26 protein-coding genes and 2 pseudogenes are annotated in these 25,574 nt (G+C 61.3%); 18 read left to right on the forward strand and 10 right to left on the reverse strand.

Going from position 1 to position 25,574, the window contains the following annotated elements; all coding sequences use genetic code 11:
• The first annotated feature begins 78 nt into the window (after positions 1-78).
• The 16 genes from sphantq_RS22840 to sphantq_RS22915 all read left to right on the forward strand — a co-directional run bounded on the left by sphantq_RS22840 (position 79) and on the right by sphantq_RS22915 (position 15,125).
• A complete protein-coding gene (locus sphantq_RS22840) occupies positions 79-441 on the forward strand; it encodes a hypothetical protein (protein ID WP_272800603.1) in 363 nt (120 codons plus the stop codon).
• Complete coding sequence (locus tag sphantq_RS22845; protein WP_272800604.1) at positions 438-1,112, forward strand: lytic transglycosylase domain-containing protein; 675 nt, start codon at positions 438-440, stop codon at positions 1,110-1,112. Before sphantq_RS22840 ends, sphantq_RS22845 begins: the two co-directional genes overlap by 4 nt.
• Positions 1,109-1,450 carry a TrbC/VirB2 family protein gene (locus sphantq_RS22850; RefSeq protein WP_272800605.1) on the forward strand — a complete coding sequence of 114 codons (342 nt, stop codon included), beginning with the start codon at positions 1,109-1,111 and terminating at the stop codon, positions 1,448-1,450. Before sphantq_RS22845 ends, sphantq_RS22850 begins: the two co-directional genes overlap by 4 nt.
• 10 nt (positions 1,451-1,460) lie before the next feature.
• Entirely contained in the window at positions 1,461-1,796 is a 336-nt protein-coding gene (locus sphantq_RS22855; RefSeq protein ID WP_056769051.1) for a type IV secretion system protein VirB3, read from the forward strand.
• On the forward strand, positions 1,789-4,206 hold the full coding sequence (locus tag sphantq_RS22860) for a VirB4 family type IV secretion/conjugal transfer ATPase (protein WP_272800606.1): 2,418 nt from the start codon (positions 1,789-1,791) through the stop codon (positions 4,204-4,206). The genes sphantq_RS22855 and sphantq_RS22860 overlap by 8 nt, the downstream gene beginning before the upstream one ends.
• 4 nt (positions 4,207-4,210) lie before the next feature.
• On the forward strand, positions 4,211-4,921 hold the full coding sequence (locus sphantq_RS22865; protein ID WP_183956184.1) for a type IV secretion system protein: 711 nt from the start codon (positions 4,211-4,213) through the stop codon (positions 4,919-4,921).
• Positions 4,918-5,145 (forward strand): EexN family lipoprotein, encoded by a 228-nt coding sequence (locus sphantq_RS22870; RefSeq protein WP_150412001.1) that lies wholly within the window; start codon positions 4,918-4,920, stop codon positions 5,143-5,145. The genes sphantq_RS22865 and sphantq_RS22870 overlap by 4 nt, the downstream gene beginning before the upstream one ends.
• 18 nt (positions 5,146-5,163) lie before the next feature.
• Entirely contained in the window at positions 5,164-6,108 is a 945-nt protein-coding gene (locus sphantq_RS22875; RefSeq protein WP_183956183.1) for a type IV secretion system protein, read from the forward strand.
• A 334-nt stretch (positions 6,109-6,442) separates the two neighbouring features.
• On the forward strand, positions 6,443-7,132 hold the full coding sequence (locus sphantq_RS22880) for a virB8 family protein (protein WP_272800607.1): 690 nt from the start codon (positions 6,443-6,445) through the stop codon (positions 7,130-7,132).
• A complete protein-coding gene (gene virB9, locus sphantq_RS22885) occupies positions 7,129-7,986 on the forward strand; it encodes a P-type conjugative transfer protein VirB9 (RefSeq protein ID WP_208634626.1) in 858 nt (285 codons plus the stop codon). Before sphantq_RS22880 ends, virB9 begins: the two co-directional genes overlap by 4 nt.
• A 5-nt stretch (positions 7,987-7,991) precedes the next feature.
• Positions 7,992-9,209, forward strand: coding sequence for a type IV secretion system protein VirB10 (gene virB10 / locus sphantq_RS22890; protein ID WP_272800608.1), 1,218 nt, complete (start codon positions 7,992-7,994; stop codon positions 9,207-9,209).
• Positions 9,210-9,211: 2 nt separating this feature from the next.
• Positions 9,212-10,216, forward strand: a complete 1,005-nt coding sequence (gene virB11, locus sphantq_RS22895; RefSeq protein WP_024020093.1) for a P-type DNA transfer ATPase VirB11 — start codon at positions 9,212-9,214, stop codon at positions 10,214-10,216.
• Between the two features lie 19 nt (positions 10,217-10,235).
• Complete coding sequence (locus sphantq_RS22900) at positions 10,236-12,194, forward strand: type IV secretory system conjugative DNA transfer family protein (protein ID WP_272800734.1); 1,959 nt, start codon at positions 10,236-10,238, stop codon at positions 12,192-12,194.
• The gene (locus tag sphantq_RS22905) at positions 12,181-13,137 is read left to right on the forward strand and encodes an LPD7 domain-containing protein (RefSeq protein WP_272800609.1); all 957 of its coding nucleotides are present in this window, start codon (positions 12,181-12,183) and stop codon (positions 13,135-13,137) included. The genes sphantq_RS22900 and sphantq_RS22905 overlap by 14 nt, the downstream gene beginning before the upstream one ends.
• Before the next feature lie 306 nt (positions 13,138-13,443).
• Positions 13,444-14,226, forward strand: a complete 783-nt coding sequence (locus sphantq_RS22910) for a type IV toxin-antitoxin system AbiEi family antitoxin domain-containing protein (RefSeq protein ID WP_272800610.1) — start codon at positions 13,444-13,446, stop codon at positions 14,224-14,226.
• The gene (locus sphantq_RS22915; protein ID WP_272800611.1) at positions 14,226-15,125 is read left to right on the forward strand and encodes a nucleotidyl transferase AbiEii/AbiGii toxin family protein; all 900 of its coding nucleotides are present in this window, start codon (positions 14,226-14,228) and stop codon (positions 15,123-15,125) included. Before sphantq_RS22910 ends, sphantq_RS22915 begins: the two co-directional genes overlap by 1 nt.
• On the opposite strand, the gene sphantq_RS22920 is transcribed toward sphantq_RS22915, so the two are convergent.
• The 4 genes from sphantq_RS22920 to tnpA all read right to left on the reverse strand — a co-directional run bounded on the left by sphantq_RS22920 (position 15,092) and on the right by tnpA (position 17,776).
• Positions 15,092-15,337 (reverse strand): hypothetical protein, encoded by a 246-nt coding sequence (locus sphantq_RS22920; RefSeq protein WP_272799462.1) that lies wholly within the window; start codon positions 15,335-15,337, stop codon positions 15,092-15,094. The two genes, sphantq_RS22915 and sphantq_RS22920, sit on opposite strands and share 34 nt — an antisense overlap.
• 17 nt (positions 15,338-15,354) lie before the next feature.
• Entirely contained in the window at positions 15,355-17,019 is a 1,665-nt protein-coding gene (gene tnpC, locus sphantq_RS22925; RefSeq protein WP_272799463.1) for an IS66 family transposase, read from the reverse strand.
• 71 nt (positions 17,020-17,090) lie between these two features.
• A complete protein-coding gene (gene tnpB / locus sphantq_RS22930) occupies positions 17,091-17,432 on the reverse strand; it encodes an IS66 family insertion sequence element accessory protein TnpB (RefSeq protein WP_031286377.1) in 342 nt (113 codons plus the stop codon).
• Entirely contained in the window at positions 17,429-17,776 is a 348-nt protein-coding gene (gene tnpA, locus sphantq_RS22935; RefSeq protein ID WP_043151652.1) for an IS66-like element accessory protein TnpA, read from the reverse strand. Before tnpA ends, tnpB begins: the two co-directional genes overlap by 4 nt.
• Positions 17,777-18,047: 271 nt before the next feature.
• Here tnpA and sphantq_RS22940 point away from each other — a divergent pair.
• Positions 18,048-18,285, forward strand: a pseudogene (locus sphantq_RS22940) (integrase); the annotation flags it as partial.
• A gap of 96 nt (positions 18,286-18,381) precedes the next feature.
• On the opposite strand, the gene sphantq_RS22945 reads toward sphantq_RS22940, so the two are convergent.
• Entirely contained in the window at positions 18,382-20,637 is a 2,256-nt protein-coding gene (locus sphantq_RS22945; protein ID WP_272800612.1) for an AAA family ATPase, read from the reverse strand.
• A 391-nt stretch (positions 20,638-21,028) separates the two neighbouring features.
• Here sphantq_RS22945 and sphantq_RS22950 point away from each other — a divergent pair.
• Positions 21,029-22,141 (forward strand): annotated as a pseudogene (locus sphantq_RS22950) (restriction endonuclease); the annotation flags it as partial.
• 196 nt (positions 22,142-22,337) lie between these two features.
• On the opposite strand, the gene sphantq_RS22955 reads toward sphantq_RS22950, so the two are convergent.
• The 5 genes from sphantq_RS22955 to sphantq_RS22975 all read right to left on the reverse strand — a co-directional run bounded on the left by sphantq_RS22955 (position 22,338) and on the right by sphantq_RS22975 (position 25,480).
• Complete coding sequence (locus sphantq_RS22955; protein WP_272800613.1) at positions 22,338-23,090, reverse strand: cytochrome c oxidase assembly protein; 753 nt, start codon at positions 23,088-23,090, stop codon at positions 22,338-22,340.
• A 33-nt stretch (positions 23,091-23,123) separates the two neighbouring features.
• The gene (locus sphantq_RS22960; protein ID WP_069710261.1) at positions 23,124-23,609 is read right to left on the reverse strand and encodes a DUF2243 domain-containing protein; all 486 of its coding nucleotides are present in this window, start codon (positions 23,607-23,609) and stop codon (positions 23,124-23,126) included.
• Between the two features lie 205 nt (positions 23,610-23,814).
• The gene (locus sphantq_RS22965; protein WP_336314462.1) at positions 23,815-24,375 is read right to left on the reverse strand and encodes a DsrE family protein; all 561 of its coding nucleotides are present in this window, start codon (positions 24,373-24,375) and stop codon (positions 23,815-23,817) included.
• Positions 24,376-24,413: 38 nt separating this feature from the next.
• The gene (locus sphantq_RS22970; RefSeq protein WP_272800614.1) at positions 24,414-24,821 is read right to left on the reverse strand and encodes an ArsR/SmtB family transcription factor; all 408 of its coding nucleotides are present in this window, start codon (positions 24,819-24,821) and stop codon (positions 24,414-24,416) included.
• Positions 24,818-25,480 carry a peroxiredoxin gene (locus sphantq_RS22975; RefSeq protein ID WP_272800615.1) on the reverse strand — a complete coding sequence of 221 codons (663 nt, stop codon included), beginning with the start codon at positions 25,478-25,480 and terminating at the stop codon, positions 24,818-24,820. Before sphantq_RS22975 ends, sphantq_RS22970 begins: the two co-directional genes overlap by 4 nt.
• Between the last annotated feature and the right edge of the window lie 94 nt (positions 25,481-25,574).

Below are 25,574 nucleotides of genomic sequence, written 5' to 3' on the forward strand. Positions count from 1 at the left end.
TTCAAAAGAGAGGTGATTTTCAACGGAGAGTGGTCGACGCATTTTTAATGCAGCGGCGCTGAAAAGCGGAGAAATCAGATGCAGCGCTTGCGCCTTGCCCTTGTCGTTCCGATCGTGGCGATGTCCGCCCAGGCGGCTCCTGCGTCTGCCAACGATCTGGGCTGCCAGGTTTTGCTTTGCCTCTCGAACCCGGGCGGTGCGACCCAGTACCCCGCCTGCGTGCCGCCTATGGTGAAGCTCTGGGAGCGTCTGGCATTGGGGGGTTCATTCCCGGGCTGTTCCGGTGGCGGCGTTGCGAAGACCAAGGTCTATGATCGCGATTCTGCTTCGCGACGCCGGGTCGTGATGTCGTTCACCGACGGGCGGCAGCAATCCTATTCGCTTGCGAATACTGAAAGCTTGCCAGTGTTTCCCAGCGAACCCGGGACCCCACCACAGTGATCCTCGAGCTCGCAACCGTAGTCGGACTGGCGCAGCAATGCGCACCATCGGTTGCGGTCGAAACGCTTGTGTCGGTCGTCCACACCGAGAGTCATTTCAATCCCTACGCCATCGGCGTGAATGCGAAGGGGGTGCCCGCACCCAATCCCAGCGATCGGGCGTCGGCTGTCGCAGCCGCGCGATCGCTCATTGCCCGCGGATACAACATCGATCTGGGTCTGGGGCAAATCAACAGCGCAAATCTGAGATGGCTTGGCCTGTCGGTCGAGGACGCCTTCGATCCCTGCCGCAATCTCGCCGCAGCCGCGCGCGTCCTGGCTTCGAACTATCTGAGCGTCGCACGCTCCAGCCCTTCTACAGAGGTGGCCATCGCGACCGCCATGTCGATGTACAACACGGGCAGTCGTTCGCGCGGGTTCGGAAACGGCTATGTCGGCCGTGTCTACGCGTCGTCGAATGTCGTGGTGCCAGCGATCAGGCGTGGAGCGGCCCCAGAACCCGCCGCATCGCCAGCGCGAATAGCGCCTGAACCCCAATTTACACAGACGCCAGCGGGCGTCCGCTCGCCGCGCGTCCAAAACAGGTGGGACACCACTGCGGGGGCGCAGACGGCATCGTTGATGGTCTTTGGGGGAGCATCCAACAGTTCACCGAAAGGACAAGCCGAATGACTGCCTTAGCGACCGAATCCAAGATATGGCTGACGCCGCGTCGGCGCTCCTTCGCGCAGTATCTGGCACTGTTTGTCGCGGTCGTAGCAGTGTCACTGCTGCTCACCGATCCGGCCCATGCCCAAGCGGCCGACGGCGTCACCTCGATGGCCGAGAACATCAAAACCTGGCTGACCGGCACTTTTGCGAAAACCATCGCGGTGATCGCGGTCGTTATCGTGGGTTTCATGTTCTTCACCGGACGGGCGAGCCTGGGCCTCCTGGTCACCGTCATCGTCGGCATCTTCATCGTGTTCAGCGCGCAATGGATCGTCGATACCATCACTGGCGGCGCGTGAGTGCGCTGGGATGGACGACGAAAAGCTTAGGGAAGAAACGCTCTTCCTGGCCGTGACCCGGCCGACGATGTGGTTGGGCGTTCCGATCGAAGCATCGCTGCCGATCGCGCTGGCGGCGTGCCTGACGCTCATCATCACCGGGAACCCGCTTTACGCCTTCGCCCTAGCCGGGGCCTTTCTGGCCATAGCCAGGCTGATCGTGCGGCACGATGCGAACGCTTTCCGCCTCCTGTGGCTCTGGACAATGACAAAAGCACGCTGCCGCAATCGGGGATGGTGGGGCGGAAGCTCCTACTCGCCCCTGCCGATCGATGGGGCGAAACGCCGGGGCTTTGCACATGGCTAGCCGGGCCAGTTCGTTGGGCGGCGCTGCCGCCCGGACGCCGTGGCGGATCCTCAAGAACGAGGCCGACCCCGCGCGCTATCTCCCCTATGCGCGTCATATCAACGACAGCGTCATTGCGCTCGACGGGCGCGACCTCATGATGATGTTCAAGCTCGACGGCCTCGCATTCGAGACGGCCGACCCAATCCATCTCAACGACTGGCACGAAAAGCTCAACGGCACGCTGCGGAATATCGCCGACGACCGCCTCGCGATCTGGACCCATATCGTCCGCCGGCCGATCACGGACTATCCCGAAGGCGAGTTTCGCTCAGCCTTTGCGGCCGATCTCGATGCAAAATACCGCGCGCGGGTGACCGCCAAGCGCATGTTCGTCAACGAACTCTACCTGACGCTCATCATGCGTCCATCGGTCGGATCGGCTGATCGTACCGGCGTGCTGCTTCGACGCCTGGCATCGGCGCGCAAAGAGGGGACCGAAGTCGACGAAGACGAGCTTGCGCGCTTTGAGGACAAGGCGCGTGACATTGAGAAGCTCCTCGCACGCTGCCGACCCCAACGCCTCCACTTGTACGAGCATAATGGCCTGATTTTCTCGCAGCCGCTTGAGGTGCTCGAATTGGTGATGATGGGCCGTGCTGGCAGGGTGCCCCTGGTCCGCGGTCATCTCGGCTCCGCCATCTATGGGGAACGCGTGATCTTCGGCCGTGAGACGGTCGAGGTACGGGCGCATGATACGAGCCGGTTCGTCGGCCTGTTCGGCATCCGCGAATATCCGGCCATGACCAGGCCAGGTCAGATGAACGCGCTCCTCAGCCAAGATTTCGCGTTCGTCGTGACGCAGTCCTTTGCGTTCATGGGCAAGGCTCGGGCCTCCGAGCGCTTGCGCCGTCGCCAGAACCAGATGGCCTCGACGGAGGATGCCGCTGCAAGCCAGGCGCTCGAACTGGCCGACGCGGCCGACGATCTGCAGAGCAATCGGTTCGTCCTGGGCGAGCATCATTTCTCGCTCGCGGTTTTCGGTGAAAATCAAAAGCGCCTGGCCGAAAATCTCTCGACCGCACGGGCCGCCCTTGCCGACGCGGGTCTGGTAGCCGCTCGGGAGGGGCCGGCGCTGGAGGCCGCCTTCTGGTCGCAGCTTCCTGGCAACTTCGCATGGCGTGCGCGGCCAGCGGCGATCACGTCACGCAATTTTGCCGCGCTTTCCCCGTTCCACACTTTCCCTGCCGGCAAGCCCGATGGCAATCACTGGGGCGCCGCGATCGCGTTGATGAAGACCGCGGCCCAGTCTCCCTTCTTTTTCAACTTCCATGTGAACGATCTTGGCCACACGCTGATCATCGGCCCGTCGGGCGGTGGCAAGACAGTCGTCCAGAACTTCCTGATGGCGCAGCTGGAAAAAACCGGCGCGCAGCAGATCTTCATCGACAAGGACCGAGGGGCCGAGATCTATGTGCGTTCGTCCGGTGGCACCTATCTGGCGCTGCGCAACGGCGTGCCGACCGGGTTCGCGCCACTCCGCGCGCTTGAGCAGACCCCGGGCAACATCGTCTTTCTCGGCCGGCTGATCCGTCATCTGGTGACCCCCTCGGGCACCCAGCTCGGAGTCACGCAAGAGCGGATGATCGACGAGGGCATCCTCTCGATCGGACGCCTTCCCCCGGAGGAGCGGTCCATCCTCGCGCTCCGTCAATTGCTCGGACAGCGCGATCCGGAAGGGATTGGCGCGCGGCTTGAGAAATGGTCGCGCGGCGGCGCACTTGGCTGGGTGTTCGACAATGACCGGGACGAGTTGACCCTCGAGGCCCGGTTCATCGGTTTCGACATGACGGATTTCCTCGACAATCCCGAGATCCGCACGCCGCTGATGATGTATATGTTCCACCGAATTGATGCACTGCTCGATGGCCGTCGCCTCGTGATCGACATCGACGAGTTCTGGAAGGCGCTGGGCGATGATGCCTTCCGCGCCTTCGCGCAGGACGGCCTGAAGACCTACCGGAAGCAGAATGCCTTTCTGGTGTTCGGGACGCAAAGCCCGGCTGACGCTCTGCGATCGGACATCTCGCATAGCATCATGGAGCAGGTCGCCACCAAGATCCTCTTGCCCAACCCTCACGGCCGCGAGGTCGATTATATCGATGGACTTGGCCTCACGCGTGCCGAGTTCAAGCTCATCAGAAACGATCTGATCCCCGAAAGTCGGCGATTTCTCGTCAAGCAGGGTCACGATTCCATCGTGGTGGAACTTGATCTCGGCGGCCTGTCCGACGAACTGGCCGTCCTCTCGGGCACCACCGAAACCGTCGGAATCCTCGATCAGGTTCGCCGCGAACATGGCGACGATCCCAGTCACTGGCTGCCCGTCTTTCACGAGCGCCGCCGTGCCACCACCAGAAGGAAAGGATAAGGTCATGAAAGCATTCCGAGCGCTCGCGATTGTTAGCGGATTGGCGATTTCCGTGCCGGCGTTCGCGCAGGGCATCCCGGTCTATGATTCCAGCACGTTTCTGCAGACCCTCTCGACGGTGAAGAACACCCTATCGATGATCGAACAGGGGAAGCAGCAAATTTCCCAAGCCACCGACATGTTCAACAGCGTCAACAAGCTGACGAACGTCAATCAGATTGCCTCTTCCCTGAACACCGACGCCGTTCGCCACCTCTTGCCGAGCGAGGCACGGGACATTCAGCGCCTCATGTCCTCTAACACGACGGGGCTCGGCAGCCTTGGCACGGCCGCAGACCGGATCCGCAGCAGCAACCGTGTCGAGCTTCCCGAGCTTCGCCCGGACGCCACCGCTTTCGAGCGCTCGAACCGCGATGCCATTTCTCGCAATGGCGACATGGCGGCGCGCGACGCGGCCATTGCCGAGGCAGCATATGGCGTCACCGCCCAGAGAACGACTGGTCTCGAGGAACTGCGTTCGTCGCTGGACACCGCGTCGGACGCGAAGGACGTGATGGATATCCAAGCCCGTGTCGGGGTGGAAAATGCCCATATCCAGAACGACGCGGTGCAACTCCAGGCTCTTACAATGAGGCAGCAGGCGGAGCAGCGCATTCGATCACAGCAGGAGAGCGAGCAAATCTTAGCAAGTAAGCTCGGGAGCCTCCATCAATGAAGGCAACCATCTTCAAGACAATCGCGCTTTTGGTCCCGGCGTTTCTGGTGGCGTGCCAACCCCCCGCCCGCGGAAAGGATTATCTCAAAGCTCACCCGCAAGAGCTCGCGGAAGTCCTGAAGGCGTGCGCCGATGGTACGCATCGCGACGCACAGGAATGCTCGAACGCAGAGAGTGTGAAGACGCTCGATCAAAAGCTGCGCTCGCTGTCGCCGGCCCATTGATCGTGATGGAAAGATGAGATGGCCGACGGACTCTTCACCACGCTTTACACGAACATCGACGGCAAACTCGACATGTTCCTCAACGAGCGCCTGAACAATGTCATCGAGGTTGTGCGCGGTCCACTCGCGCTTGGTTTGGTCATCTACATCGCGCTGTTCGGCTACATGGTGATGCGCGGCATCGTCAGCGAGCCATGGGGCGAGCTTGTCTACCGAATGGTGAAACTGTGTTTGCTCTACATTGCGGCAACGACGGTCGCCTACACGGAGTGGGTAACAAACCCCCTGTTCCACGGCATGCCTGATGCGATTTCGCAGGCGTTGGCGGGGCATACCGTCACGAGCGTCGGCAACGTGTTCGACGACTATTTCAGCCAGTGTGACGTTATCATCGCGAGGATCGAGACCGAGGCGGCAACGTACAGCGATATCAACCCCTATAAGCTCGTTTTGTACGTCCTGAGCCTCGGGCTGAAAGCGTTGGCCGGACTGTCTGCGGCGATCGGTTTCTCCATCACCGTTTTCGCGAAGGTCGCTCTCGCGATTATTATCGCGCTCGGACCCATCTTCATAGCCCTTTCACTCTTCGAGACCACGCGGAGGCTGTTTCACGGGTGGCTCGGGCAGGCCTTCAACTTCATTGTGTTGATGGCGGTGATCATAGCCATCACGGCCCTAATCACTGACCTTGGTGCGACCGCGATTACCGCATCCGAAGGTGTCGGAGACGCCGCCCTGGGTGCGGTGCTGTTCGCCGTTTATATTTTCTTGGGAACGATTTTCTTCTTTCAGGCCCCCTCCATCGCAACCGGCATTGCCGGGGGCGCATCGGCCGGCATCGGTGCCTTCGCCGGCTCTGCGTGGGGGGCCATGGCGGCACCGTTTCAGCAACGCCGCGTCGCGCGCAACAGTCGCAATCTCGAACGTGCCGCCCAGCGCGGCGGTTCGGTGAGCCGCGCATGAGGAAGGAAGACCCTTTGACCAGACCAACCACGATAGTCCGCGCGCTCCGGCGATCAGCCGTCGTCATCGCACTGATCCCGTCACTCGCCCAAGGGGCATCGGGGCCAAAGAAACTACCCGTCTGCAACGGCAAACATCTGCGCGAGGTGAACATCTACGGGAGCGTGCTGCCGGGTTCGCCGCTCCCGGCAATCGTCGCACCCCCTGCCCCGCCACCCGTGCCGCAGATCAAACAGCCAGTTGATGCCGGCACTCCGCCCCCGCCTGTTCCCGCCCCGCTTCCCGAGAAGACGTCCGCGCGCGCTACCCCCGGCACCTTTGGGAGTTGCTGATCATGCGGAACCAGACCGAAGGCGTGCCGGCAAAAGACGCCGAACTCTATTTCGGGCATGCCCGATCCTGGGATCAGGATCGTCAGCGCAAATCGTTACGATCCGAACGCATCGCCTGGGCCGTGGCCGGCCTGGGGCTGCTTGCCGCGACCGCGGAGGGCTTCGCACTCGCGGGCCTGGCCCCGCTGAAGACGGTCATGCCGTACATTATTCGCGTCAATCAGACGACGGGCGCGGTCGATGTGCAGACCACCCTCACCCAGAAGCCGATGCGCTATGACGAAGCGGTTACGAAATTCTTCCTCGCGCAATATGTCCGGACGCGGGAAAGCTGGTTGCCGGCGGCGGCCGAGGAGAATTTCCGGGCGGTCACCATCTTGTCCGAACCAGGCGAGCAGCAGCGCTGGGGCCGATTTTTCAGCTCGAACAACGCCGCGAGCCCACAGGTCGTCTGGGCCAAGGGTGCGGTCGTCCAAGCCCGCGTGCGCAATATCGCCTTCATCAACGATCGTGTTGCCAACGTCCGCTTCACGCGGACGGTGCAGACCGACACCGACACTCAGAGCAGCGACTGGATCGCGACCGTCACCTTCCGGTACACGAATGCGCCGATGGCGGAGGGCGACCGCTATCGCAACCCATTGGGGTTCCAGGTCGAGAATTACCGCGCGGACCCCGAGGTGGTGCGATGAACCGTCTTCTCTCCATAGCGAGTCTTCTCGCCGTTATAGCGACACCCGCCCTGGCGGAGGACACCCCGCGCGGTGGGCCGGCGGATCCGCGCGTGAAGTTCGTCGAATATCAAGAGACCCAGGTCTACCGCATCGTTGGCACATTTCGGACGGCGACCCAGGTGGTGCTCGGGGCCGATGAGACGATCGAACATGTTGCGCTCGGCGACACCGTCTCATGGGAAGTGGCGGTTGCCGGTCATATCCTGTTCCTGAAACCCCGCGAGCGGGCGGGACCGACCAACCTCATCGTCACGACCAATCGCGGGGGTGAGTTGCGCAACTACGCCTTCGAACTGACCGCGCGCCGCGGACCGATCGGCAGCGGGAGCCGTGACACATTCTTCCAGGTTCGGTTTCGCTACCCGCGCGATGAAGCCGATCGCGCAGCTCGCATGCGCGCCACGCAGGAGGCGCAGCGCGTCGCGGCGCTGCAGGCGAGTGCCGTTCGGGGCGCCCTTGACCACGGCGTCATCGATGGACCGCGCAATTTGAACTACAAGGTCCAGGGTGCGAGCGACCTTCAGCCGTCGGAAATCTCCGACAATGGCCAGTTCACGGTCCTGCGTTTCCCCGGCAACCATGAAATCCCGGCGATCTATCTCGTGCGACCGGACGGCTCGGAATCCTTGGTCCCCTTCGACGTCCGAGATGAGTTTGTGGTCGTCCACGCCGTGGCGGCTCAACTGCGCCTGCGCCGGAACCGGGAGGTGCTGTGCATCTATAACCTCGCGCCAACACCTTACGGCGTCGATCACGGCACCAACACCGCATCGCCGCATGTCGAGCGCACCATACAAGATCCGAAGGAGTGAGTGCGATGGACGAGATTGCGGCCGAGGCCCCTCGCCGCCCGCAGGGCGATCCAACACCCGAACGCGACGAAATCATCCGCGAACGCGGTATCGATCCGATCGGTGGGATGACGCCGGCAAAGCGGAATACCGCCCTGATTTTCGCCGGGACGGCGATGGTGCTCGGCATTTTGTGGGTGAACTCGGGACCGAGCAAGACCGGCTCGAGTTTGATGGGAAAGCCCGAGGCAATGGCCAAACGACCCGATCTCGCGGCGCGCGAAACGGTCGCATATGATGCTGTCGCAGCGAAACCCAAGCCGCTCGGCGCCGTGGGCGCTGACCCCAACGCGCCTGTTCTCAATCCTCCGCCGACCGTTGGCCCCGATGGACAGATCGTACCGGCGATACAGCCCGGAGCGCAGCCAGCGGCGGCACCGCAGAACACGCGCCAGAACCTGGCCGATCAGGCGCGTCGTTCAACTTTGATCGCCTATGGCGGCCGCGACGCGCTCCAAGCTCCAGCGGGTTCTAACGGGGCCGGCTCCGACACCGGCAATGCGGGCATAGCTGGCGACGGCTCGACCGATCCGGCCGCCCGTAGCGCGCCCAATGCGCTCGATGCGCTTCGTCAGAGTTCCGCCGTTGGCGAGGCACGCGCCTCGATGCTGCCCAATCGCAACTATCTCGTCACCGCCGGCACGCTGATTCCCTGCATTCTGCAGACCGCCATGAATTCGGCGCAGCCGGGTTACACGTCGTGCCTGATCCCGCGCGACGTCTATTCGGAGAATGGCCGCGTCGTGCTGATGGAGAAGGGTACCAAAGTCCTCGGCGAATATCATGGCGGCATCCAGCAAGGGCAGAACCGCCTGTTCGTGTTGTGGACGCGCGCCGTCACGCCGCAGGGCGTGCGCATCGACCTGGCTTCGCCGGGGTCGGACGCGCTTGGACGCGCGGGCATCGCTGGGTCCGTGGATACCTTCTTCTGGGCGCGGTTCGGCAGCGCGCTGCTGCTCTCGCTTGTCGATGACGCCGCCTATATCGCCGGGCAATCCGTTTCAGGTGGCAGCAACAATTTCAATAACACGACGCGGACCCCGAGCGAGGGGGCGAGCATCGCACTCCAGAACAGCATCAACATCCGTCCGGTCCTGAAGAAGAACCAGGGCGAGGAGGTCGGCATCTTCGTCGCCAAGGACTTCAACTTCGCCGACGTCTACAATCTCGAGTTGCGGCGCTGAGGATGAGCGATACCGCTGTCCTGCGCCATTATCTCGCGCCGATCCTGCCGCTGCTGGAGCCGGTCGAAGTGACGGAGCTTGTCATCAACAAGCCCGGCGAAGTCGGCATTGAGGACCATCTGGGCTGGCATTGGCACAATGTCGCCGAACTCGATAGCGAATGGCTCGCAACCCTCGCCGTCGCAGCGGCAAGCTTCACCCGGCAGGACGTCAACGCCGAGACCCCGATCTGCTCGACCATCTTGCCAGGGGGCGAGCGCTGTCAGATCGTCATTCCTTCGGTGACGCCAACGGGCGCGCCGTCCTTCACCGTCCGCAAGCCTTCGCGCGTAACCCTCGCGATTGACCAGCTCGCAGATTCGGGGCTGTTCACAAGCACCCGCGCCGCCGCGCAAGGCCTTGGCGAAGTCGATGCGCAGCTGATTGCGCAGCGCGATGTCGGCGATTGGCCGGCTTTCTTTCGAACGGCCGTTGCCGCCCGCAAGAATATCCTGGTGAGCGGCGCGACCGGCTCGGGCAAGACCACCTTCGCGAAGGCGCTGATCCAGTTGATCCCTCCGGATGAGCGGCTGCTCACGATCGAGGATACGCGCGAGCTTGTCGTCGAGCATCGCAATGTCGTGCACATGGTCTATTCGAGCGAGCGGCAGGGTTTGGCGAAGGTTGGCCCCAAGCAGCTGCTCGAAAGCGCGCTGCGCATGCGGCCCGATCGCATCCTCCTGCAGGAGCTGCGCGACGGCACCGCCTTCTTTTATCTGCGCAACGTGAATTCGGGTCATCCCGGATCGATCACGACCGTCCATGCCGGCTCGGCGATGGGCGCGTTCGAGCAGCTGACGTTGCTGGTCAAGGAATCCGAAGGCGGGCGCGATCTGGCCCGCGACGATATCCGTGGGCTCTTGCACATGCTCGTCGACGTCGTCGTCCAGACCCGCAAGCGCGCCGGAAAATTCGAAGTCGAGGAGGTGTATTTTGATCCGGCTGTCGGACGCACGACCGCTCACTAGGGTCGCCATCGTCGCGGGGATGCTCGCGGCAACCTTTTTGGCGTGCGCCCTGTGCGCGGTGCTGATCGCGCTGGTCGGCCTGAACCAGATCGGCCCGCGCATGCAGGTCTTGGCGATACCCGGATGGCTTTGGTACTATCGCGGCGACCCACTGCTACATCTATGGCTGGAGCGCGGTGCGTTGGCCAGCGGCGCGGTCGCTTTCGTCATCCTGCTCATCATCCTGAAGCGAGGGCGCACGCTCCATGGCGAGGCGCGGTTCGCGCGTGAAAGCGAAATCCGCCGCGAACATCTGCGCAGCAACGCCGGGATCATCGTCGGGCAGAAGGGCGGCCGCTATCTCGTTTTCGGCGGCACCGAACATGTCCTGCTCGAAGCACCCACGCGCGCCGGCAAGGGCGTCGGCGTGGTGATCCCCAATCTCCTGAGTTGGCCAGACTCCGTGGTGGTGCTCGACGTGAAGCGCGAGAATTGGGACATCACCGCTGGTTTTCGCGCACGGCATGGCCAGGCGGTCTATCTGTTCGACCCGCTCGATCCCGAAGGGCGAAGCGCCCGTTACAATCCCTTGAGCTTCATCGACCGGCTCGACGACACCGATGTGATCAATGAACTCCAGAAAATCGGCGGCATGCTGTTTCCGGCACCGGAAAAGGCCGATCCGTTCTGGGCCGAAGCCGCGCGGGCGGCCTTTGTCGGTGTCGGCGCGCTCGTCGCGGCCAACCCCGCCCTCCCCTTCACGATCGGCGAAATCTATCGGCGACTGACGACGGGCGACCCCAAGGTCGAACTGCCCAAGGTCGTCGAGGAGGCGCAGCGGCGCGGCCAGCGGCTGAGCCAGGCCTGTGTCTCGGCGCTGAGCGACTTCACCTCTGCGTCGGACAACACCTTTTCCGGCATCAAGCAGACCATCACGTCTAAGCTCAATCTGTGGCTCAACCCCTATGTCGATGCCGCGACGTCGGAGACCGATTTCGATCTGCGTCAGGTCCGGCGCGAGCGGATATCGATCTATCTTGGGGTCTCGCCCGACAATATCGACCGCATTGCTCCGGTGTATAATCTCTTCCTGCAGCAGCTGATCGATCTCAATACGCGGGAACTACCTGAGAATGGCGGACGCGTGCCGGTACTCATCCTGCTCGACGAATTCGCCCGCCTCGGCAAGGCGCCGGTTATCGCGTCAGCGTTTTCCTACGTGGCAGGTTACGGGCTTCGCCTGTTGCCGGTCATCCAGAGCCGATCGCAGCCCCGCGGTATCTATGGCGTTGACGTCACCGACGAGATCATCGCCAATTGCGGACTGGAGATCGTGTTCACGCCCAAGGAGTTGAAGGTCGCCAACGAACTCTCCGAGCGGCTTGGCTATTTCACGATGAACGTCAAATCGAAGAGCCGCACGATTCATGGCCTGCTCGCCAATCGCAGCATATCGGAATCAGACCAGCGCCGTGCGCTGATGATGCCGCAGGAACTGATGCAGATGCCCAAGGGCGACCTTCTGCTGATGCGCGGCGGCATTCCGCCCGTCAGGGGTCGCAAGATCGAGTATTTCCGCTCGAAGCGCTTCACGAGCCGGATCAGTGACCCGCCCAAGGTCGCGCCCCGTCCGATCGCAATCAACGCTGTGTCGTTAGCCGCTAAATTGGCAGGCGAGGCCAGCAGCAGTGATCCTTTGGCGCAGGCTCTTAGCGCGAAGAGAGCTGCTCTGTTGAACGACGGCCAAGCAACCGCGCCAGCAGAGCGGACGGAACCTGTCATGCGCGCGCTCACCGGTGACGAACTCTCGGGCTTTGCCGAAATCACCGATGACATGTTGGTGCTGGGCGACATGGTGGATCTACCACCGCCCGGCGACGAACAGGCCGCTATCGCCTTTGTCACGGCGATGACGGCCCGGGCCGTTCTCGAGCCCGTTGGCGCCGGCGCCCTGTCTCCAGAATTTGTGACCGAGAGGCATGACCATGGCAGAGAATGATTCCAAGCAACCCGGTACGGCGCGGACTAGTGCCAACAGCGTTGGCCTCGACGACGCCAAACGGCGCAGGGCGCAAGTGCCTGGGGATGCGCCAGAAAAGTCCTCCCCTGGGGGAGCGAAGGATGGCCCCACTGAAGCGCCTGTTCATGCCGGCGCTGTCGGTGCGTCACGAAGTGCGCCCAAGGTGCATTCGATCGAGGCGGGCGATGTGCCGGAGAGCGTGCGGAAGCGCTATTATGCCGACAAGGCGAAGTGGTCGGGCGAGCCTGCCTTTTTCACGACGGCGCAAGCAAAGGATCCCGCGTTTCGCGATCAGGGCCGGCGTCTGGTCACGGCGACGGAGAGCCAGGAGGTTGTCAAGGATCTGGTGACGATCGCACAACACCGCAATTGGGATCGGATTCACGTCACGGGATCGGAAGAATTTCGGCGATCGGTCTGGATCGAGGCCAGCCAAAAGGGGCTGGAGGTACGTGGCTACAAGCCCAACGATCGCGACCTCCAGGAACTCGACCGGCGGCGCGGGGAAACGAGCCGCAATACGATTGCGCCCATGGCAGCCAGCGACGTCGATGTCGTCCGTGGTTCAACTGGGATGGGCCGCGAGAGCGACGCCAGTGGTTTGGAGCGGCCGGGTGCGCGGCGCGGCGATCGTGGCACCACCCCGAATGATCGCGCGGCCGACAGCCAGATGCGCGTGATGGAAGCGGTGATCCGACGGACGTTGTTCGACAATCCCGAGGCGGTTGCGCGGGTGATGACAGTCGCCCGCACACAGCTCGATGCGCATATCGCGTCGGGAAGGAACATCCGACCGGCAATGGTCAAGGATGCCGCCCCCAGCGTCAGGCAGGATGCGGTCCGCGGCCGTGACCCAGCCACACCCCCCATCCCTCGTCCGGGTCGCGAGCCCAAGCCCCAAGAACGTAGCCGGTCTCGGTGATCGGGAATCGGGTCCTTTGGGCCGCAATCGCCACTGCGCAGATGGGTAAGCCGATCGCTCCTGGTTTAAGAACCGCCATCTTTGTTCGGCTTTGCCGAACAATTATCGTGATTGATAAACCACAAGCGATGCAACGCAACTCGAGCCTGCCTAATATATACTATGCGCGCGAACCGTCCCGCAAATCGCAACAGTCTTGCCATATAATATAATTACCGTTATATCGAACGCGCCGGACATCGCTCTCAGAGGCTCAAATTGCGCGAAGGATATAATCTCAAGACGCTTGGACCTCGGGCTGCCCAGTTGATCGTCGAACTCAACGAACGCCGTCAGCCGATCTTTTCGCTCGCGGACGTCACCGAGATCACCGGTCTGAGCCCGTCGTCGGCACGCAGCCTCGTTGCAAACACAGAAGCGCGCGGGATCGTCACCCGCCTCAAGCCTGGCCTATACAATCTGGTGCCTTTCGAGCGGGGCCGGGACACCCAGCATGTGAGCGATCCTTACCTCATCGCAAGAACGCTGGTTGGCGACGCGGACTACTTCATCTCCCACGGCAGCGCTCTCGAGCTGCATCGCATGGTCACCCAACCGCAATTGGCTATCGTCGTCTCCTGCGCCAAACGCCTGCGCCCGCAGCACATCCACGGGTATGAGTTCCGCTTCGTCGACGTCAAACCAAAGGATTTCTTCGGCCTGACCGAGATCTGGATCACACCCGAAGAGCAGGTCCGGATCAGCGATCCCGAGCGGACTATCATCGATGGTCTGGACCATCCGCAATATGTCGGTGGCGTCACGGAGGTCGCCAAGGGGCTCTGGATGAAGCGCGATACGCTGCGGGTCGAACTGATGATCGACTACGCGCTTCGCCTCGGCGTTGGCGCGGTAATCCGCCGCTTGGGTTATCTGCTGGAATTTTACGGGCTGGCCGATGCAGCCGCATTGGAGCCATTGCGCGCGCGGCTGACGCCGACCTATCAGCGCCTCGACCCCCTGTTTCCCAATGAGGGCCGGATGCTGGCCCGATGGCGCATCCGACTCAACGTCGAGTCCGACGAACTCGATATAATCCGGAGCAGTTGATGATTCCCCAGCGCGATCTCTCCCGTATCGCCAACGGCCTTCTCAAGCCTCGCGGCCGACGCGTGCCCGAGGCGGTGATCGAACGCGACTATTGCCTGGCCTGGTTCCTGACCGGTCTGGCCCAGCATCCTTTGCGTGAATTTCTCGCCTTCAAGGGCGGGACAGCACTGCGCCGCTGCTGGTTCGAGAATTACCGCTTTTCCGAGGATCTCGATTTTTCGCTGATCAAGCCCATCGAACTAGACGCGATCCTCTCCGGCCTGAACGAGATCTTTGCCATCGTCGAGGCGGCGTCGAGCGTCAACATGGCCTATGATCGACCCGACCGGCACGGTCATCAGAACACCCACACCTTCTATCTTAGCTATAAAGGCCCCCTGCCCGCGCGCAGCGACGTGAAAGTCGATATCACGATTAACGAGGTGTTCTGCTTCCCGATGGCCGAGCGCCCGATCCTGCGGACCTTCGAGGAGTTTGCCGACCTGCCCGAAGGCCCGACCGTTCTGGCCTATAGCCTGGCGGAGATTTTCGTCGAGAAGCTGGCGGCCCTGTCGGACAAGGCGCGCACCGAGCCGCGTGATCTCTACGACCTTTGGAATCTGCTCGGGGAACGGGACATCCGACCAGCGGAATATCTTGGCGAGTTCACCCAGAAGCTCACTCTGCGGGAGCGCGCACCCAATGGGGTGACCGCAGCGATCGCCGCCAAGGAGAAGCGACTGGGCACGCTATGGACTAAGCGCTTACAGCACCAGATGAGCGATTTGCCGCAGTTCGAAGGGGTGTTTCGGGAGGTTATGCGCGTTCTGCGTACGCATCCGGTGAGGACCGCAGCTACTGACGGTTCGCTGCAGGATTTGGCATCTTACTTGCCGAGGAAGGCCTCGACGCCTTCTTGAGCGAGCACATCGCGGAATGCAGCATCGGCATCGCGGTCGGTGGGGAATAGATTGTCCCAGACCGTCGAGGTGCCGTGCTCGTTGACGACCTCGAGGGACCAACCGCGTTCGGTGGCGATCCGCACGATGTTGATGGTCAGCCGTACGCCCACCTGTTCGATGGACCGGCAAAGAGAGGATTCAATGAGTTCGGGTTGCGGGCCAAATTCCATGCCGTGATGCTATGAGATCACGGCTCCAGCTTCAACGCTGTTGGTTTCCAATTCCATGGGAGTAGATCGCCAAGCCGATTAGCCGGATGACCGGCGATGCGGGCGAGGACGTCAGCGAGCCAAGTCTGGGGATCGACGTCGTTGAGGCGACAGCTCTGAATGAGTGAAAACATGATGGCGGCGCGCTGACCGCCGCGATCGGAGCCGCAAAATAGCCATGCTTTCCGCCCGAGTGGCACACAGCGCAGCGCCCGTTCCGCTGCGTTGTTCGTGAGGCATACCCTCCCATCGATGAGGAAGCGGGTGAAGGCGTCCCAGCGCCGGAGCATATAGTTGATGGCCTTGGCGAGATCATGGTTACGCGACAGCTTGGCGAGTTGGGCGTTCAACCAGTCGTGCAGTTCGGCGATCAGCGGCGCGCTCAACTCCTGACGGGCGGCAAGCCGCTCCGCTGGTGTCTTGCTGTTGATACCGCGCTCAACGTCGAACAGGGCGTCCAGCTTCTGCACCGCCTCCAGCGCAATCGGATAGATGGGGCCAGTCCGCTCGCCGCGGCTCTTCTTGCGCGCTGCGCCCTCGACGTCGGCGAGTTCGAAGAACTTCCTGCGTGCATGGGCAAAGCATCCTGCCTCCAGGATGAGACCAGGCTGGCGGTCGGGAGCGTACAGCTCGAAATAGCCCGCATAAGCATCTGCCTGCAGAATCCCGGACCAGGACGCGAGATGCGCCTGGGGATGTTCGCCGCGCCGGTCGCGCGAATAATAGAAAACGACCGCTGGCGGATCGGCGCCGCCAAACGGGCGGTCGTCCCGGACATAATCCCATAATCGACCGGTATCAGTCTTGCCCTTGGCCATGACCGGCACGGTAGTGTCGTCGCCATGTACGCGTTCGGCGGCAAAGACATGGGCCTCAATCAGCCGGAAGATCGGCATCAAGGCGAAGGAAGCCGCGCCGACCTGGTCAGCGAGCGTGGAAACGCTCAGCGGCACGCCTTCACGGGTGAAACGCTCGGCCTGGCGGTTGAGAGGCTGGTGCTGCCCATACTTCTCGAACAGCAGCATGGCGAGGAAGCTTGGGCCCGCCCAGCCACGCGGCACGACATGGAATGGCGCGGGCGGCTGCGTGATCTTCTCGCAATCTCGGCAGGAGAACTTCTCGCGCACGGTCTGGATGACCTTCCAGGCGCGCGGGATCACCTCTAGCGTCTCGGTCACATCCTCGCCCAGCTTCGACAGGCGCATGCCGCCACAGGCCGGACAGGAACAGGGCGCCGGAACGACGACGCGGTCGCGGGGCAAATGGTTGGGGAACGGCTTTCTGACCGGCCTCTTGCGCTCGAAGGCGGTGACGTTCGTGGCCTTTGTCGCGGCGGTCTCGGCGGCCAGATCGTCTTCGGCGGCGTCGGCCTCCAAATCTTCGAGCTCAAACTCCATCTGCGCAAGAAGCCGGCGGGTGCGTTCGGCGCTGGGGCCGTATTGCTCGCGCCTGAGCTTGGCGATCTGCAACTTGTAGTGCGAGATCAATGCCTCGGTGGCGCTCTCCCGGGCACGGGCATTGGCCAGTTCGGCCTCGGCGGTGGTAGCGCGCTGTTCGGCCGCATCGGCGCGTTGCGTGCTGAGCCGGACCAGCGCCTTGAGCACTTCAATGTCGTCAGGCAGGGGCGAAACGGCGGCGTCCACAACCAGGATGGAATCACAGAAAACCGCCTGGTTAAAGCGGAAAATGCGGCCTCGACGAAGAAAATCCGCGCCTATCCCGCGCTCTGCGGGCGCCAGCTATATTGCGGGTTCCGCCAGTCCACGCCGTCGAGCAAACAGGCCAGCTGTGAGCTCGTCAGCGAGACTACGCCGTCCTTCGCGGAGGGCCAAATAAACTTCCCCCGTTCCAACCGCTTCGAATAAAGCGACATCCCGAGACCGTCGTGCCAGATTATCTTCACCAGCGACCCGTTACGCCCGCGAAAGACCCAAAGATCGCCGGCAAATGGGTCTCGCGAAAAACTCTGCTGTACCATCGCCGCGAGGCTCTGCATGCCGCGACGCATATCGGTATGGCCCATTGCGATCCACACCCGTGCGCCTGCTGGGATCATCGCAAGGCCTTCAGCGCCGCCGACACCAATGCAGGTGATGCCGCAGCTGATACGTTCACGCGTCCCTTGGCGCCGAGATCGATGATGATCACCGGCATCCCGGCCTGTTGCCCGCCTTGCTGGGTGCCATCGTCTACCACCGCCTCGGCGAACTCGGTCAGGGCGGGCGGTTGTCGCAGCTTGCTGCGCCATGTGTAGATCCGCGCCGTGGAAATGTCGTGCCGTCGCGCCACGGCCGAAACGCTGGATCCCGGCGCAAAGGCTTCCGCCAAAATCTGCAGCCGTTCCTCGTCGCTCCAACGCCGCCGCCGTTCCGGCCCGGTCATTACCGTTATGTGCCCCATGAACCGCTCCTAAGCCTACTCTCGAGAGCATTCTTAAGAGCAGTCCACTACCTCACGACAAGGCGGGCGCCGCCGGATGGATACCGTTCTGCGCGAAGCCGATCTTCCAGAATAGGATTGAGAGTCCCGCTACCTGGCCCCGCCATGCCGCCCCTCGAGATTATGCACTGGCGATTATGGATATTGGCGTGTGCCTAACGGCAACGGACCGATGATGGGACATTTGAGACAGTCGGCTTCGGGAGCGTCCGATGGCGAACCCTGCCGTTCCTACACGATGTGGGAGGGCGCTATCCATCCCCTTTCGGTTGGTCTTGATTATCAGGCGGTGATCCAGCGAGCAGCTGATCGCGGCGCGCTTGCTCGAGGGGATCAGCGCGCATTCCACGCGAATGGGGTTCAACCAGGATTTGTTTACGAGCGGTGAGGATCCTGTCGGCATCATGGATGCGTTGCGCTGAAAGAGTCCGCGGATGCCGCTCGCGTACAACCTTAACCTTGCTGCCTAACATGGTGCTGCAGGGCGCATTATGGCAAAGATTGGTTAGTTTGGAGCCGACGTCCCCAGACGGCGAAACGGACCTAATTGGCGACCACGGTGCCGACTAGGAGGTGGCGAGCTTCTCAAGTCCCTCGTAATGAAGCGGTTCGAGGGTTTTGATCATCTCGAGCAGAAAAGTAACGTTCTTCTGTGTCTCGGCGACCAAGGCCGGATCGAAGCCCTTGCCGGTCGGATGAGAGAGGTCGTTGGAGAATTTATAGATAGCGGTCTTTTTATGCGGATCGAATGTGGTGCTTTCCAGCTTGGCATAGACGCTATTCTCGAAAGGTCTGTGAAATTCGAGGAACGTCTCCAGCACTTTCCGCGCCACGTTCGGAATATGATAGGCTGCGAGAATGGTCCCGTCGGACTTGAAGTCATGCAGCAGCTTAAACAGAAAATTATATTCGCTCGGATGATCGAGTAGCAGTTTGTCGAGCGGCTGCAGGCACGCCTCGCGACTGGTCTCCGACTCGCTGCAGACGATCATGTAATAGGATTTCGTGCCAACCGATCTGGGAACGCTTTTCAGCCAGTTGAGCAGCAGTTTAAGAAAGTCGAAATTGTGGGTCAGCAGGAAAATCTGCTTGGCATCCTTCACCGCGTTCTTGAGAAACGCGAAGGCCTGGTAGATTGACGCGGCATCCATGCTAGAAATCGGATCGTCGATTACTACGATGCCCTCGACGAGATCGAAATCCTGATCGCCGAGCTGTACGATGAAATAGAGAAAGGCGATCGCGGTCTTTTCACCCTCGGACAGGCGTTTGGCAGCCTTGCCCCGCCGCAGCACGCGATATCCCTCGTTGCTGGATTCGAAGCGCAGATCGGTGCGTCCCAGAAAATCGCGGAGCCGCTCAGTCATCTGCGCGCCGCCAGCATGTTCGCTCGAGACCTGCGCCTGCTTGGTTTCGTAGGAGACTCTGATCGCCGCAAGGCTGCGCGTGTCCGGCAGGTCGGAAGCGCCATCGGTCAGGTTCGAGACGATCGCCTTTTGGGCTGCGATCCGCTGATCCAGATCACGCACCTGTACATCGATCGTCGACAGATAATGACGTTGGATTTGCGCGCGGGCGTCGGCTTTCGCGGCATCGAACTCTGCCGACTTGCGATTGTGCCGCTCGACGAGCGCTGCGAGCGTGGCGATTGCCGCTACCAATAAAGACAGGTCGATCAGGATCGTTGCCGAGCTCGCCGTGGACCGATTGAGCAGCTTGTCCTTGAGAAGCGCCGCGACGGCGTCCAGTTGGCCGACAACCTCGTCACGACGCCGCGTGATAACTTGGCACGCCGTCTCATATTCATCGCGAAGTTCAGCATAGAGCGCCGTTCTGGCAGGAAGCTCAAGCACCCCGAGCGCATCCCGGAGCGCATGCACGACATTCAGCGCCGCCAGGATATCGGATTTCAGGTGCTGATCCTCGACACCGAAATGCTCAGCAAGTGCGGCCATCCGGGCCGGCGGCAGTTGCTGATCGCAGAATTCGCAATGTGCAGAGCCGTGGTCCCGGTGGAGGGCGACGCCCTGTTCGACCCAAACCGCGATCCCGGGTTCCTCGACCAAGCGGCGCAGCACGCCCGCTTGGGCGGTGCGGGCGAGTAGGGCCGAGACCAATCCGGGCAGAGCTGCAGCGATGTCGACGAATGGGCCCGCCGGAAGGACCGGCCCGCCGCCGTAGCTGGCAAGCGTCGGGGACGTGATCACATCGAGCTGCTCCTGATGGACCGTCGCGCGATGCACTTCGAGCAGAGCATCGCTCAGAGGCGCCAGACCCCGCTCATTGGCGTAGGCGGCCTCGGCGTCGGGTTTGCGATAGCTGCGCAAGGTGCTGCCGCTCGTTGCCTCGCCAATGGTCTTGGCAATCGCCGAGAAGACCTTACCTTTGTCGCTATCGAGCTTGGTGATCGCTTTCTGCGCGACATCAATCGCGGCGCTCCGCTCGCCATGCAGTTTCTTCTCGGCGACGACGTCGTCCGCCAGCGCCTTGTTGTCTTCGCCGATGATGAGGATGTGACGAAGCGGAGCGTGGAATTGGCCGATATTCGCCTCGACATAGTCCGAGTTGAATACGCGGACCTTGCGCGCGTATCGCTGTCCCTTCGCGAGCACCCCGGACTGGCTATCGATCGAGAATTGGAGGTCGGCATATTCGGCATGTTCGCCAGTTTCCAGGCAGCCGAACAGACGGGAAAGCGTAGTCTTTCCTGATCCGTTCTCGCCGTAGACGATGTTATATCGGCCAAATTCGGGCAGCTCAGCCGTCGGTGTGAAGTCGCCAAATACACCCAGCCCCTGGATGCGCTTTATCGCGGTTAGCATATTGCATCAGCGTCGTTTAGCCCGACCGGAACGCTGACGTCAGGAGATGACCCAAGGCAAAGCGACTGTGACGGCGCGAACCGGCGGGAGCAACCCGCGATGACCTCGGAAATATGCATTCGTTCCCCCCACGCGACTAGGTCTGTCTACCAGACAGGCATCGTTTGGGTTGCACGGTATTCTGGAAGGCGGTGCAAGCAAAGCCCAGGGGGGTCCAAGTGTCTCCCGTCGCGGGCACCGGTGGATCTGCGTCGCCATCTGGTCGGTGACCGTGACCGGCCCTTCGGGCGTCTGCAATTGCTTGCCCGCAAAGTACGCTTGGCTGGCCTTGCGGGGCCGTGCCGAGAGACTTTCGGCAATCTCCTTCTGCAACCCGCCAACGAAGTCGGTATATCTGATCAAGAACGACTACATCGACGATTCCGACCAGATCACCGATGTTTATTACACGGCCAAGGCCAATGGAACTTTGGCCGCGTTGCATGAAGATTTGGAGTGCCATCAGGCTGAGGTCTTTGGCCTGATCGACAGCGTTTACAGCGATGCAGCGCTTCCCAAGTTCGAAGATGGGCGTAAGCCTAAGCGGAACCCGCTCAATGACAATTTCCACAAGGGGGCTTTTCAGGAGCTTTGGAGCAGGATCAACCGCAAGGCGGTCTATCGCGTCGAGTTCGACACGGCTGAGCTCACTCAGAAATGCATTGGCGCGTTGAACCGCGAACTGCGCGTGACCAAGCTGCAGTATTCCGTCCAGACCGGGATTCAATCGGACCAGGTAACCGATGAGCAGCTCAGGGACGGCACTGGTTTCAGTGTCACGCGTAATGAAACTGTCAAAGCGGTGTCGGCCCGTTCGTCGGTGAAGTATGACCTGCTGGGCAAAGTCTCAGAAGCAACCGATCTCTTGCGGCAAACGGTGGCTGAAATTCTGTCTGGCATCGAACCATCAATCTTCGAACAGTATCGCGCAAACCCTGAGCACTTCATCTCTGAGGCAGCGCGGCTGATCAAGGAGCAGAAGGCAGGTCACCTTATCGAGCAGTTGGTCTATGATCCGATCGACGAGCGCTATGAGGCCGATATTTTTACCGCCGCCGAGATTGGTCAGGATTTTTCCCGAGCAACCGAGCGTCTCAAGAACCACGTCTTCGACTATTGCATCACAGATTCTGGTGTCGAACGCGACTTCGTTGGGGAGCTGGATACCAGCGCAGAGGTCGAGGTCTATGCGAAGCTGCCGAGGGGCTTCCTGATCCCAACTCCAGTTGGCGACTACAATCCCGACTGGGCCATCGTATTTCGAGCGGGCGCAGTGAAGCACATCTATTTCGTCGCCGAAACCAAGGGTTCGATGTCGTCGCTTGCCCTACGAGATCTTGAACGCGCAAAGATTGATTGCGCTAAGAAGTTTTTCGCCAAGCTGGCAGAAACGAACCCGGCGCCCAACGTGCGGTATGGGTTAGCGGACAGCTATACCAAATTGATGGAGCTTGTGACAGCATGAACGGTGCCCATGAACGACTGACTCTGGTAGACATCGGTAGGCGGCAGCTGGGACAATCCTGCCGTTCTCAGTTCTCTCTTGAAGCGACGGCTTATGGCTAGTGACCGGACGTTCCCTGATCGCAAGGCGCATACCGCGAACGACAACCTGCGCACCGACAAGATTCTTCTGGGTCCTGGATGGAGGATACGGTGCGCTATCTTGCCTGTGGCTGTAGCTGTCCCTTCCCCGGGGTCTTTCCTCGGCTAGGCCGCCAGGTACTCACCATCGCAAATGCGAGCAGAATCTCCGTGATGTCCCCCCCATAGTACATGAGTTCCGCGGCCTGCTGCAGCTGGTCAGTTGGGACCGGGATGGAAACCAGCACCCGCGCATACAACATCTGAGCCATGACGGAATGAAGGACAACGGCGATACCCAGCACAACGAGCCGCGATGGAACGGAAGGACGATCTGGGGCCGGATCGGGACCGGCGATCACCCAAGCATAAAGGCAACCGGCCACGACAAAATGGAAGTGGACCAGATAGTGCAGGGCTGGGTTCGTCATCATCCACACAAACAGCGACGTGAAATAGAGAGCCGCCATCCCACCAAGGTTGAACACGAGGGCGGTGACTGGGTTAGCCCATAGCTTCAGCGTGCGGGTTTGCAGAATACGGATCACGATCCGACTTTGTCCGACGGGCAGAGCTCGTAGCAGCAGCGTAATAGGTGCCGCCATGACGAGACCGATCGGTGCCAGCATTCCCAGCATCAAATGCTGGAGCATGTGTTGCCGGAAATCTCCCGGCGAAAACGGAAGGAATTGGGGCAGTAATCCCCATGCCAGTATCCCGGCACCGCTCATCCACGATGCGGTGCGCCAGATGCTCCATTTTCGCTCTTTGAATGCTGCGGTCAGATAGACTGCTGTCAGCAACAGCAAGAACCCCAATGGCACCGCCATAGACGGTCCATAAGGCGTGCCGCAGATCATGGGTTAAGCGTACGAAAGATCGATTGGGGTCGACTTGCGGGCGATCATCCAACCCAGACCGATGAAAATGACGCCCGAGGCAAGGAAGCCCATGTCCCAGAGGAACTGGTTTGGACCTGAAAGGACATGGTGGATGCCGAGCAATTGGTGATCGACCAGCCCCTCAATGAGATTGAACCAACCCCAACCGTTGAGCATCCATGCCCACAATACCGGGGAACTCCAAACCTTCCGGCGGCCTTGGGTTACCCGGGAATATAGCAGCCACAGCCCGAACAGGACCGACAGCCAGGTCACCGTATGAAAGACGCCGTCTCCCAGCGTGTTCATCTTCAGGCCGTCCACGGTATCTACCGTGATCTTGCTACTGAACATGTGATGCCACTGGAAAACCTGATGCAGGAAGATACCATCGCAAAATCCGCCCAGGCCAATCCCAAGGATAATCCCCGGTGCCTTGACCGAGAGCGTATCGCCACTGGCAGCCATTCCAAGTCCTCCTGATCGATCCCTACGAGTGTGCCGCGCCATTGCAGGCGGCAACACGTTCGCTGAGCCGACATCAGCCGACTATCCTCCACAATGACTGGGGGAGAGTTGTAGTTCCTGTCGGTGGATGTTTGGCGGACGAATTACCCTCGCCGCCGCCGTAGCAGGGCACGTTGCCTTCGAACGGGATCGGCCCTTCATGAAATCAGTCAGGGATCAACGCAAAGCCGCGCAGTTGAAGGTTTGCCATTGTGACGAGGGCGGCGTCGTCAATTTCCACGCCGGGCAAAAGCTGATCGCTCGAGACCTCGTTCCCCACCATTGCCTGGCTGCAGACCCTGACGGAAACACCTGCAGCCTCTAGCGCGGCGATGAGCGCCGCGTTCGGATTTGAAGTCGTCTTTGCATGAGAGGCGTAGACCGCGTCGGTCGTGACGATCGGCGTCGCAGGCCCGTGGATGACGACGACGACGTTCCCGCGCTGTGGTCGGACGCTGTCAGCCGCGAGCAAATTCAGAAATCGGGCAACTTTTTCGAGGCTGGGATTGATCTTGTCGGGCGTCATGGCCGCCTTCGTGACGCTGAACACCACGCGGTACGTCAATTTCGGATCAGGTCGTTCCTGGGCGCCCTGGACAGGATGGACAGCACCGAAAGTCTGGACGAGCGGATGGATGGCGGGTTCCGGTGCCGCCAGCGCAGCGCTCGACGCTGCCAATGCGCAGCTGGTTGCCACCATGAAAAGCTTCTTGAGTCTAGAGGCCACAATCACACTCCTTGTTCGATCCCGGTGGTCGCCGGCAGCTATCCTATCCGCGCAAATACGGCAGCGGCGGTGGGCCGAGCGAGCATAGACGGGGTTGCTGACTTTCCTTCGCCCGCAACGACCCGTTCAAGTGCCCGCGCCTTATCCTCTCCGGTACCGAAGATGGCTTCTATCGAGCGCACGCACAGCGTTACGTCATCGTTGGCGAGGCTGTAGTGTACTTGCTTCGAGGCGCGGCGCATCGTGACGACGCCTGCGCGGCGCAGCTCGGCGAGTTGCTGGCTAAGGGCAGGCTGGATGATGCCCGTCAGTCGCTCGATCTCGCTGACGATGTGCTCGCCATTGAGGAGGAGCGACAGGATCATCAATCGCTGTGGCTGCGCGTAGATCTTGAGCTTTTCGGCTGCCGCCTCGGCCTGGGTCCGCGCCTGGTAGATCGCGCTCATTGGTCGCTCTGCGTGAGGTGGAACCAGTTGGCTGGTGCAGCCCGGTTCAGTGCATCAGCGGCGGCCTGCGAGGGCGGGAGCAGGACATCCTCACCCGGCTGCCACCCGGCGGGCGTCAGCACTGTTCCATTCTGGGTTCGCTGAAGGGCAGCGAGCATCCGGGTCATTTCGTCGACCGAACGGCCGACCGTCATCGGATACCACGTCATGGCGCGGATGATGCCTTCCGGATCAATGAAATAGGTTGCCCGGACCGCCGAGGCGTCTGACGCGTTTTCATCGATCATGCCGTAGGCCCGGCCTACCGCCATCGAGGGATCTTCGACCACAGGGAATGCCACTTCCACGTCGAACAGCTCCCGGATCGCTCGAAGCCAGGCAATGTGAGAATAAAGGCTGTCGACGGAGAGGCCGAGCAGGACTGCGTCCATTGCGTCGAACTCCGGCATCGCCTTGGCCAGAGCGACGAACTCGCTGGTGCAGACCGGCGTAAAGTCCGCTGGATGCGAGAAAAATACGACCCAGCGCCCGCGATATTGGTCAAGACTAACCTCACCCTGCGTCGTGCGGGCGTGAAAATTCGGCGCGGTATCGCCGATGCGCAGCGGCCGCTGCAGTTGGCGGGGTCGATCAGCGGTGATGTCAGTCTCATTGGCCATATGGCCGATTGCCCCTTTGTAAGATTTGACGCAACCATCTTACAGGATTACATGTTCTATGAAAGTCTGAAATTACGAGAGTCGTGGAGGTACC

It is taken from the genome of Sphingobium sp. AntQ-1 (genome assembly GCF_028538045.1).
In the GTDB taxonomy this organism is placed as follows: Bacteria; Pseudomonadota; Alphaproteobacteria; order Sphingomonadales; family Sphingomonadaceae; genus Sphingobium; species Sphingobium cupriresistens.

Bases quoted from the DNA above. Each gene is read 5' to 3' on its own strand.
- sphantq_RS22840 (WP_272800603.1), top strand. From the start codon at position 79: ATGCAGCGCTTGCGCCTTGCCCTTGTCGTTCCGATCGTGGCGATGTCC.
- sphantq_RS22850 (WP_272800605.1), top strand. From the start codon at position 1,109: ATGACTGCCTTAGCGACCGAATCCAAGATATGGCTGACGCCGCGTCGG.
- sphantq_RS22855 (WP_056769051.1), top strand. From the start codon at position 1,461: ATGGACGACGAAAAGCTTAGGGAAGAAACGCTCTTCCTGGCCGTGACC.
- sphantq_RS22860 (WP_272800606.1), top strand. From the start codon at position 1,789: ATGGCTAGCCGGGCCAGTTCGTTGGGCGGCGCTGCCGCCCGGACGCCG.
- sphantq_RS22865 (WP_183956184.1), top strand. From the start codon at position 4,211: ATGAAAGCATTCCGAGCGCTCGCGATTGTTAGCGGATTGGCGATTTCC.
- sphantq_RS22870 (WP_150412001.1), top strand. From the start codon at position 4,918: ATGAAGGCAACCATCTTCAAGACAATCGCGCTTTTGGTCCCGGCGTTT.
- sphantq_RS22875 (WP_183956183.1), top strand. From the start codon at position 5,164: ATGGCCGACGGACTCTTCACCACGCTTTACACGAACATCGACGGCAAA.
- sphantq_RS22880 (WP_272800607.1), top strand. From the start codon at position 6,443: ATGCGGAACCAGACCGAAGGCGTGCCGGCAAAAGACGCCGAACTCTAT.
- virB9 (WP_208634626.1), top strand. From the start codon at position 7,129: ATGAACCGTCTTCTCTCCATAGCGAGTCTTCTCGCCGTTATAGCGACA.
- virB10 (WP_272800608.1), top strand. From the start codon at position 7,992: ATGGACGAGATTGCGGCCGAGGCCCCTCGCCGCCCGCAGGGCGATCCA.
- virB11 (WP_024020093.1), top strand. From the start codon at position 9,212: ATGAGCGATACCGCTGTCCTGCGCCATTATCTCGCGCCGATCCTGCCG.
- sphantq_RS22900 (WP_272800734.1), top strand. From the start codon at position 10,236: ATGCTCGCGGCAACCTTTTTGGCGTGCGCCCTGTGCGCGGTGCTGATC.
- sphantq_RS22905 (WP_272800609.1), top strand. From the start codon at position 12,181: ATGGCAGAGAATGATTCCAAGCAACCCGGTACGGCGCGGACTAGTGCC.
- sphantq_RS22915 (WP_272800611.1), top strand. From the start codon at position 14,226: ATGATTCCCCAGCGCGATCTCTCCCGTATCGCCAACGGCCTTCTCAAG.
- sphantq_RS22920 (WP_272799462.1), bottom strand. From the start codon at position 15,337: ATGGAATTTGGCCCGCAACCCGAACTCATTGAATCCTCTCTTTGCCGG.
- tnpB (WP_031286377.1), bottom strand. From the start codon at position 17,432: ATGATCCCAGCAGGCGCACGGGTGTGGATCGCAATGGGCCATACCGAT.
- tnpA (WP_043151652.1), bottom strand. From the start codon at position 17,776: ATGGGGCACATAACGGTAATGACCGGGCCGGAACGGCGGCGGCGTTGG.
- sphantq_RS22945 (WP_272800612.1), bottom strand. From the start codon at position 20,637: ATGCTAACCGCGATAAAGCGCATCCAGGGGCTGGGTGTATTTGGCGAC.
- sphantq_RS22955 (WP_272800613.1), bottom strand. From the start codon at position 23,090: ATGGCGGTGCCATTGGGGTTCTTGCTGTTGCTGACAGCAGTCTATCTG.
- sphantq_RS22960 (WP_069710261.1), bottom strand. From the start codon at position 23,609: ATGGCTGCCAGTGGCGATACGCTCTCGGTCAAGGCACCGGGGATTATC.
- sphantq_RS22970 (WP_272800614.1), bottom strand. From the start codon at position 24,821: ATGAGCGCGATCTACCAGGCGCGGACCCAGGCCGAGGCGGCAGCCGAA.
- sphantq_RS22975 (WP_272800615.1), bottom strand. From the start codon at position 25,480: ATGGCCAATGAGACTGACATCACCGCTGATCGACCCCGCCAACTGCAG.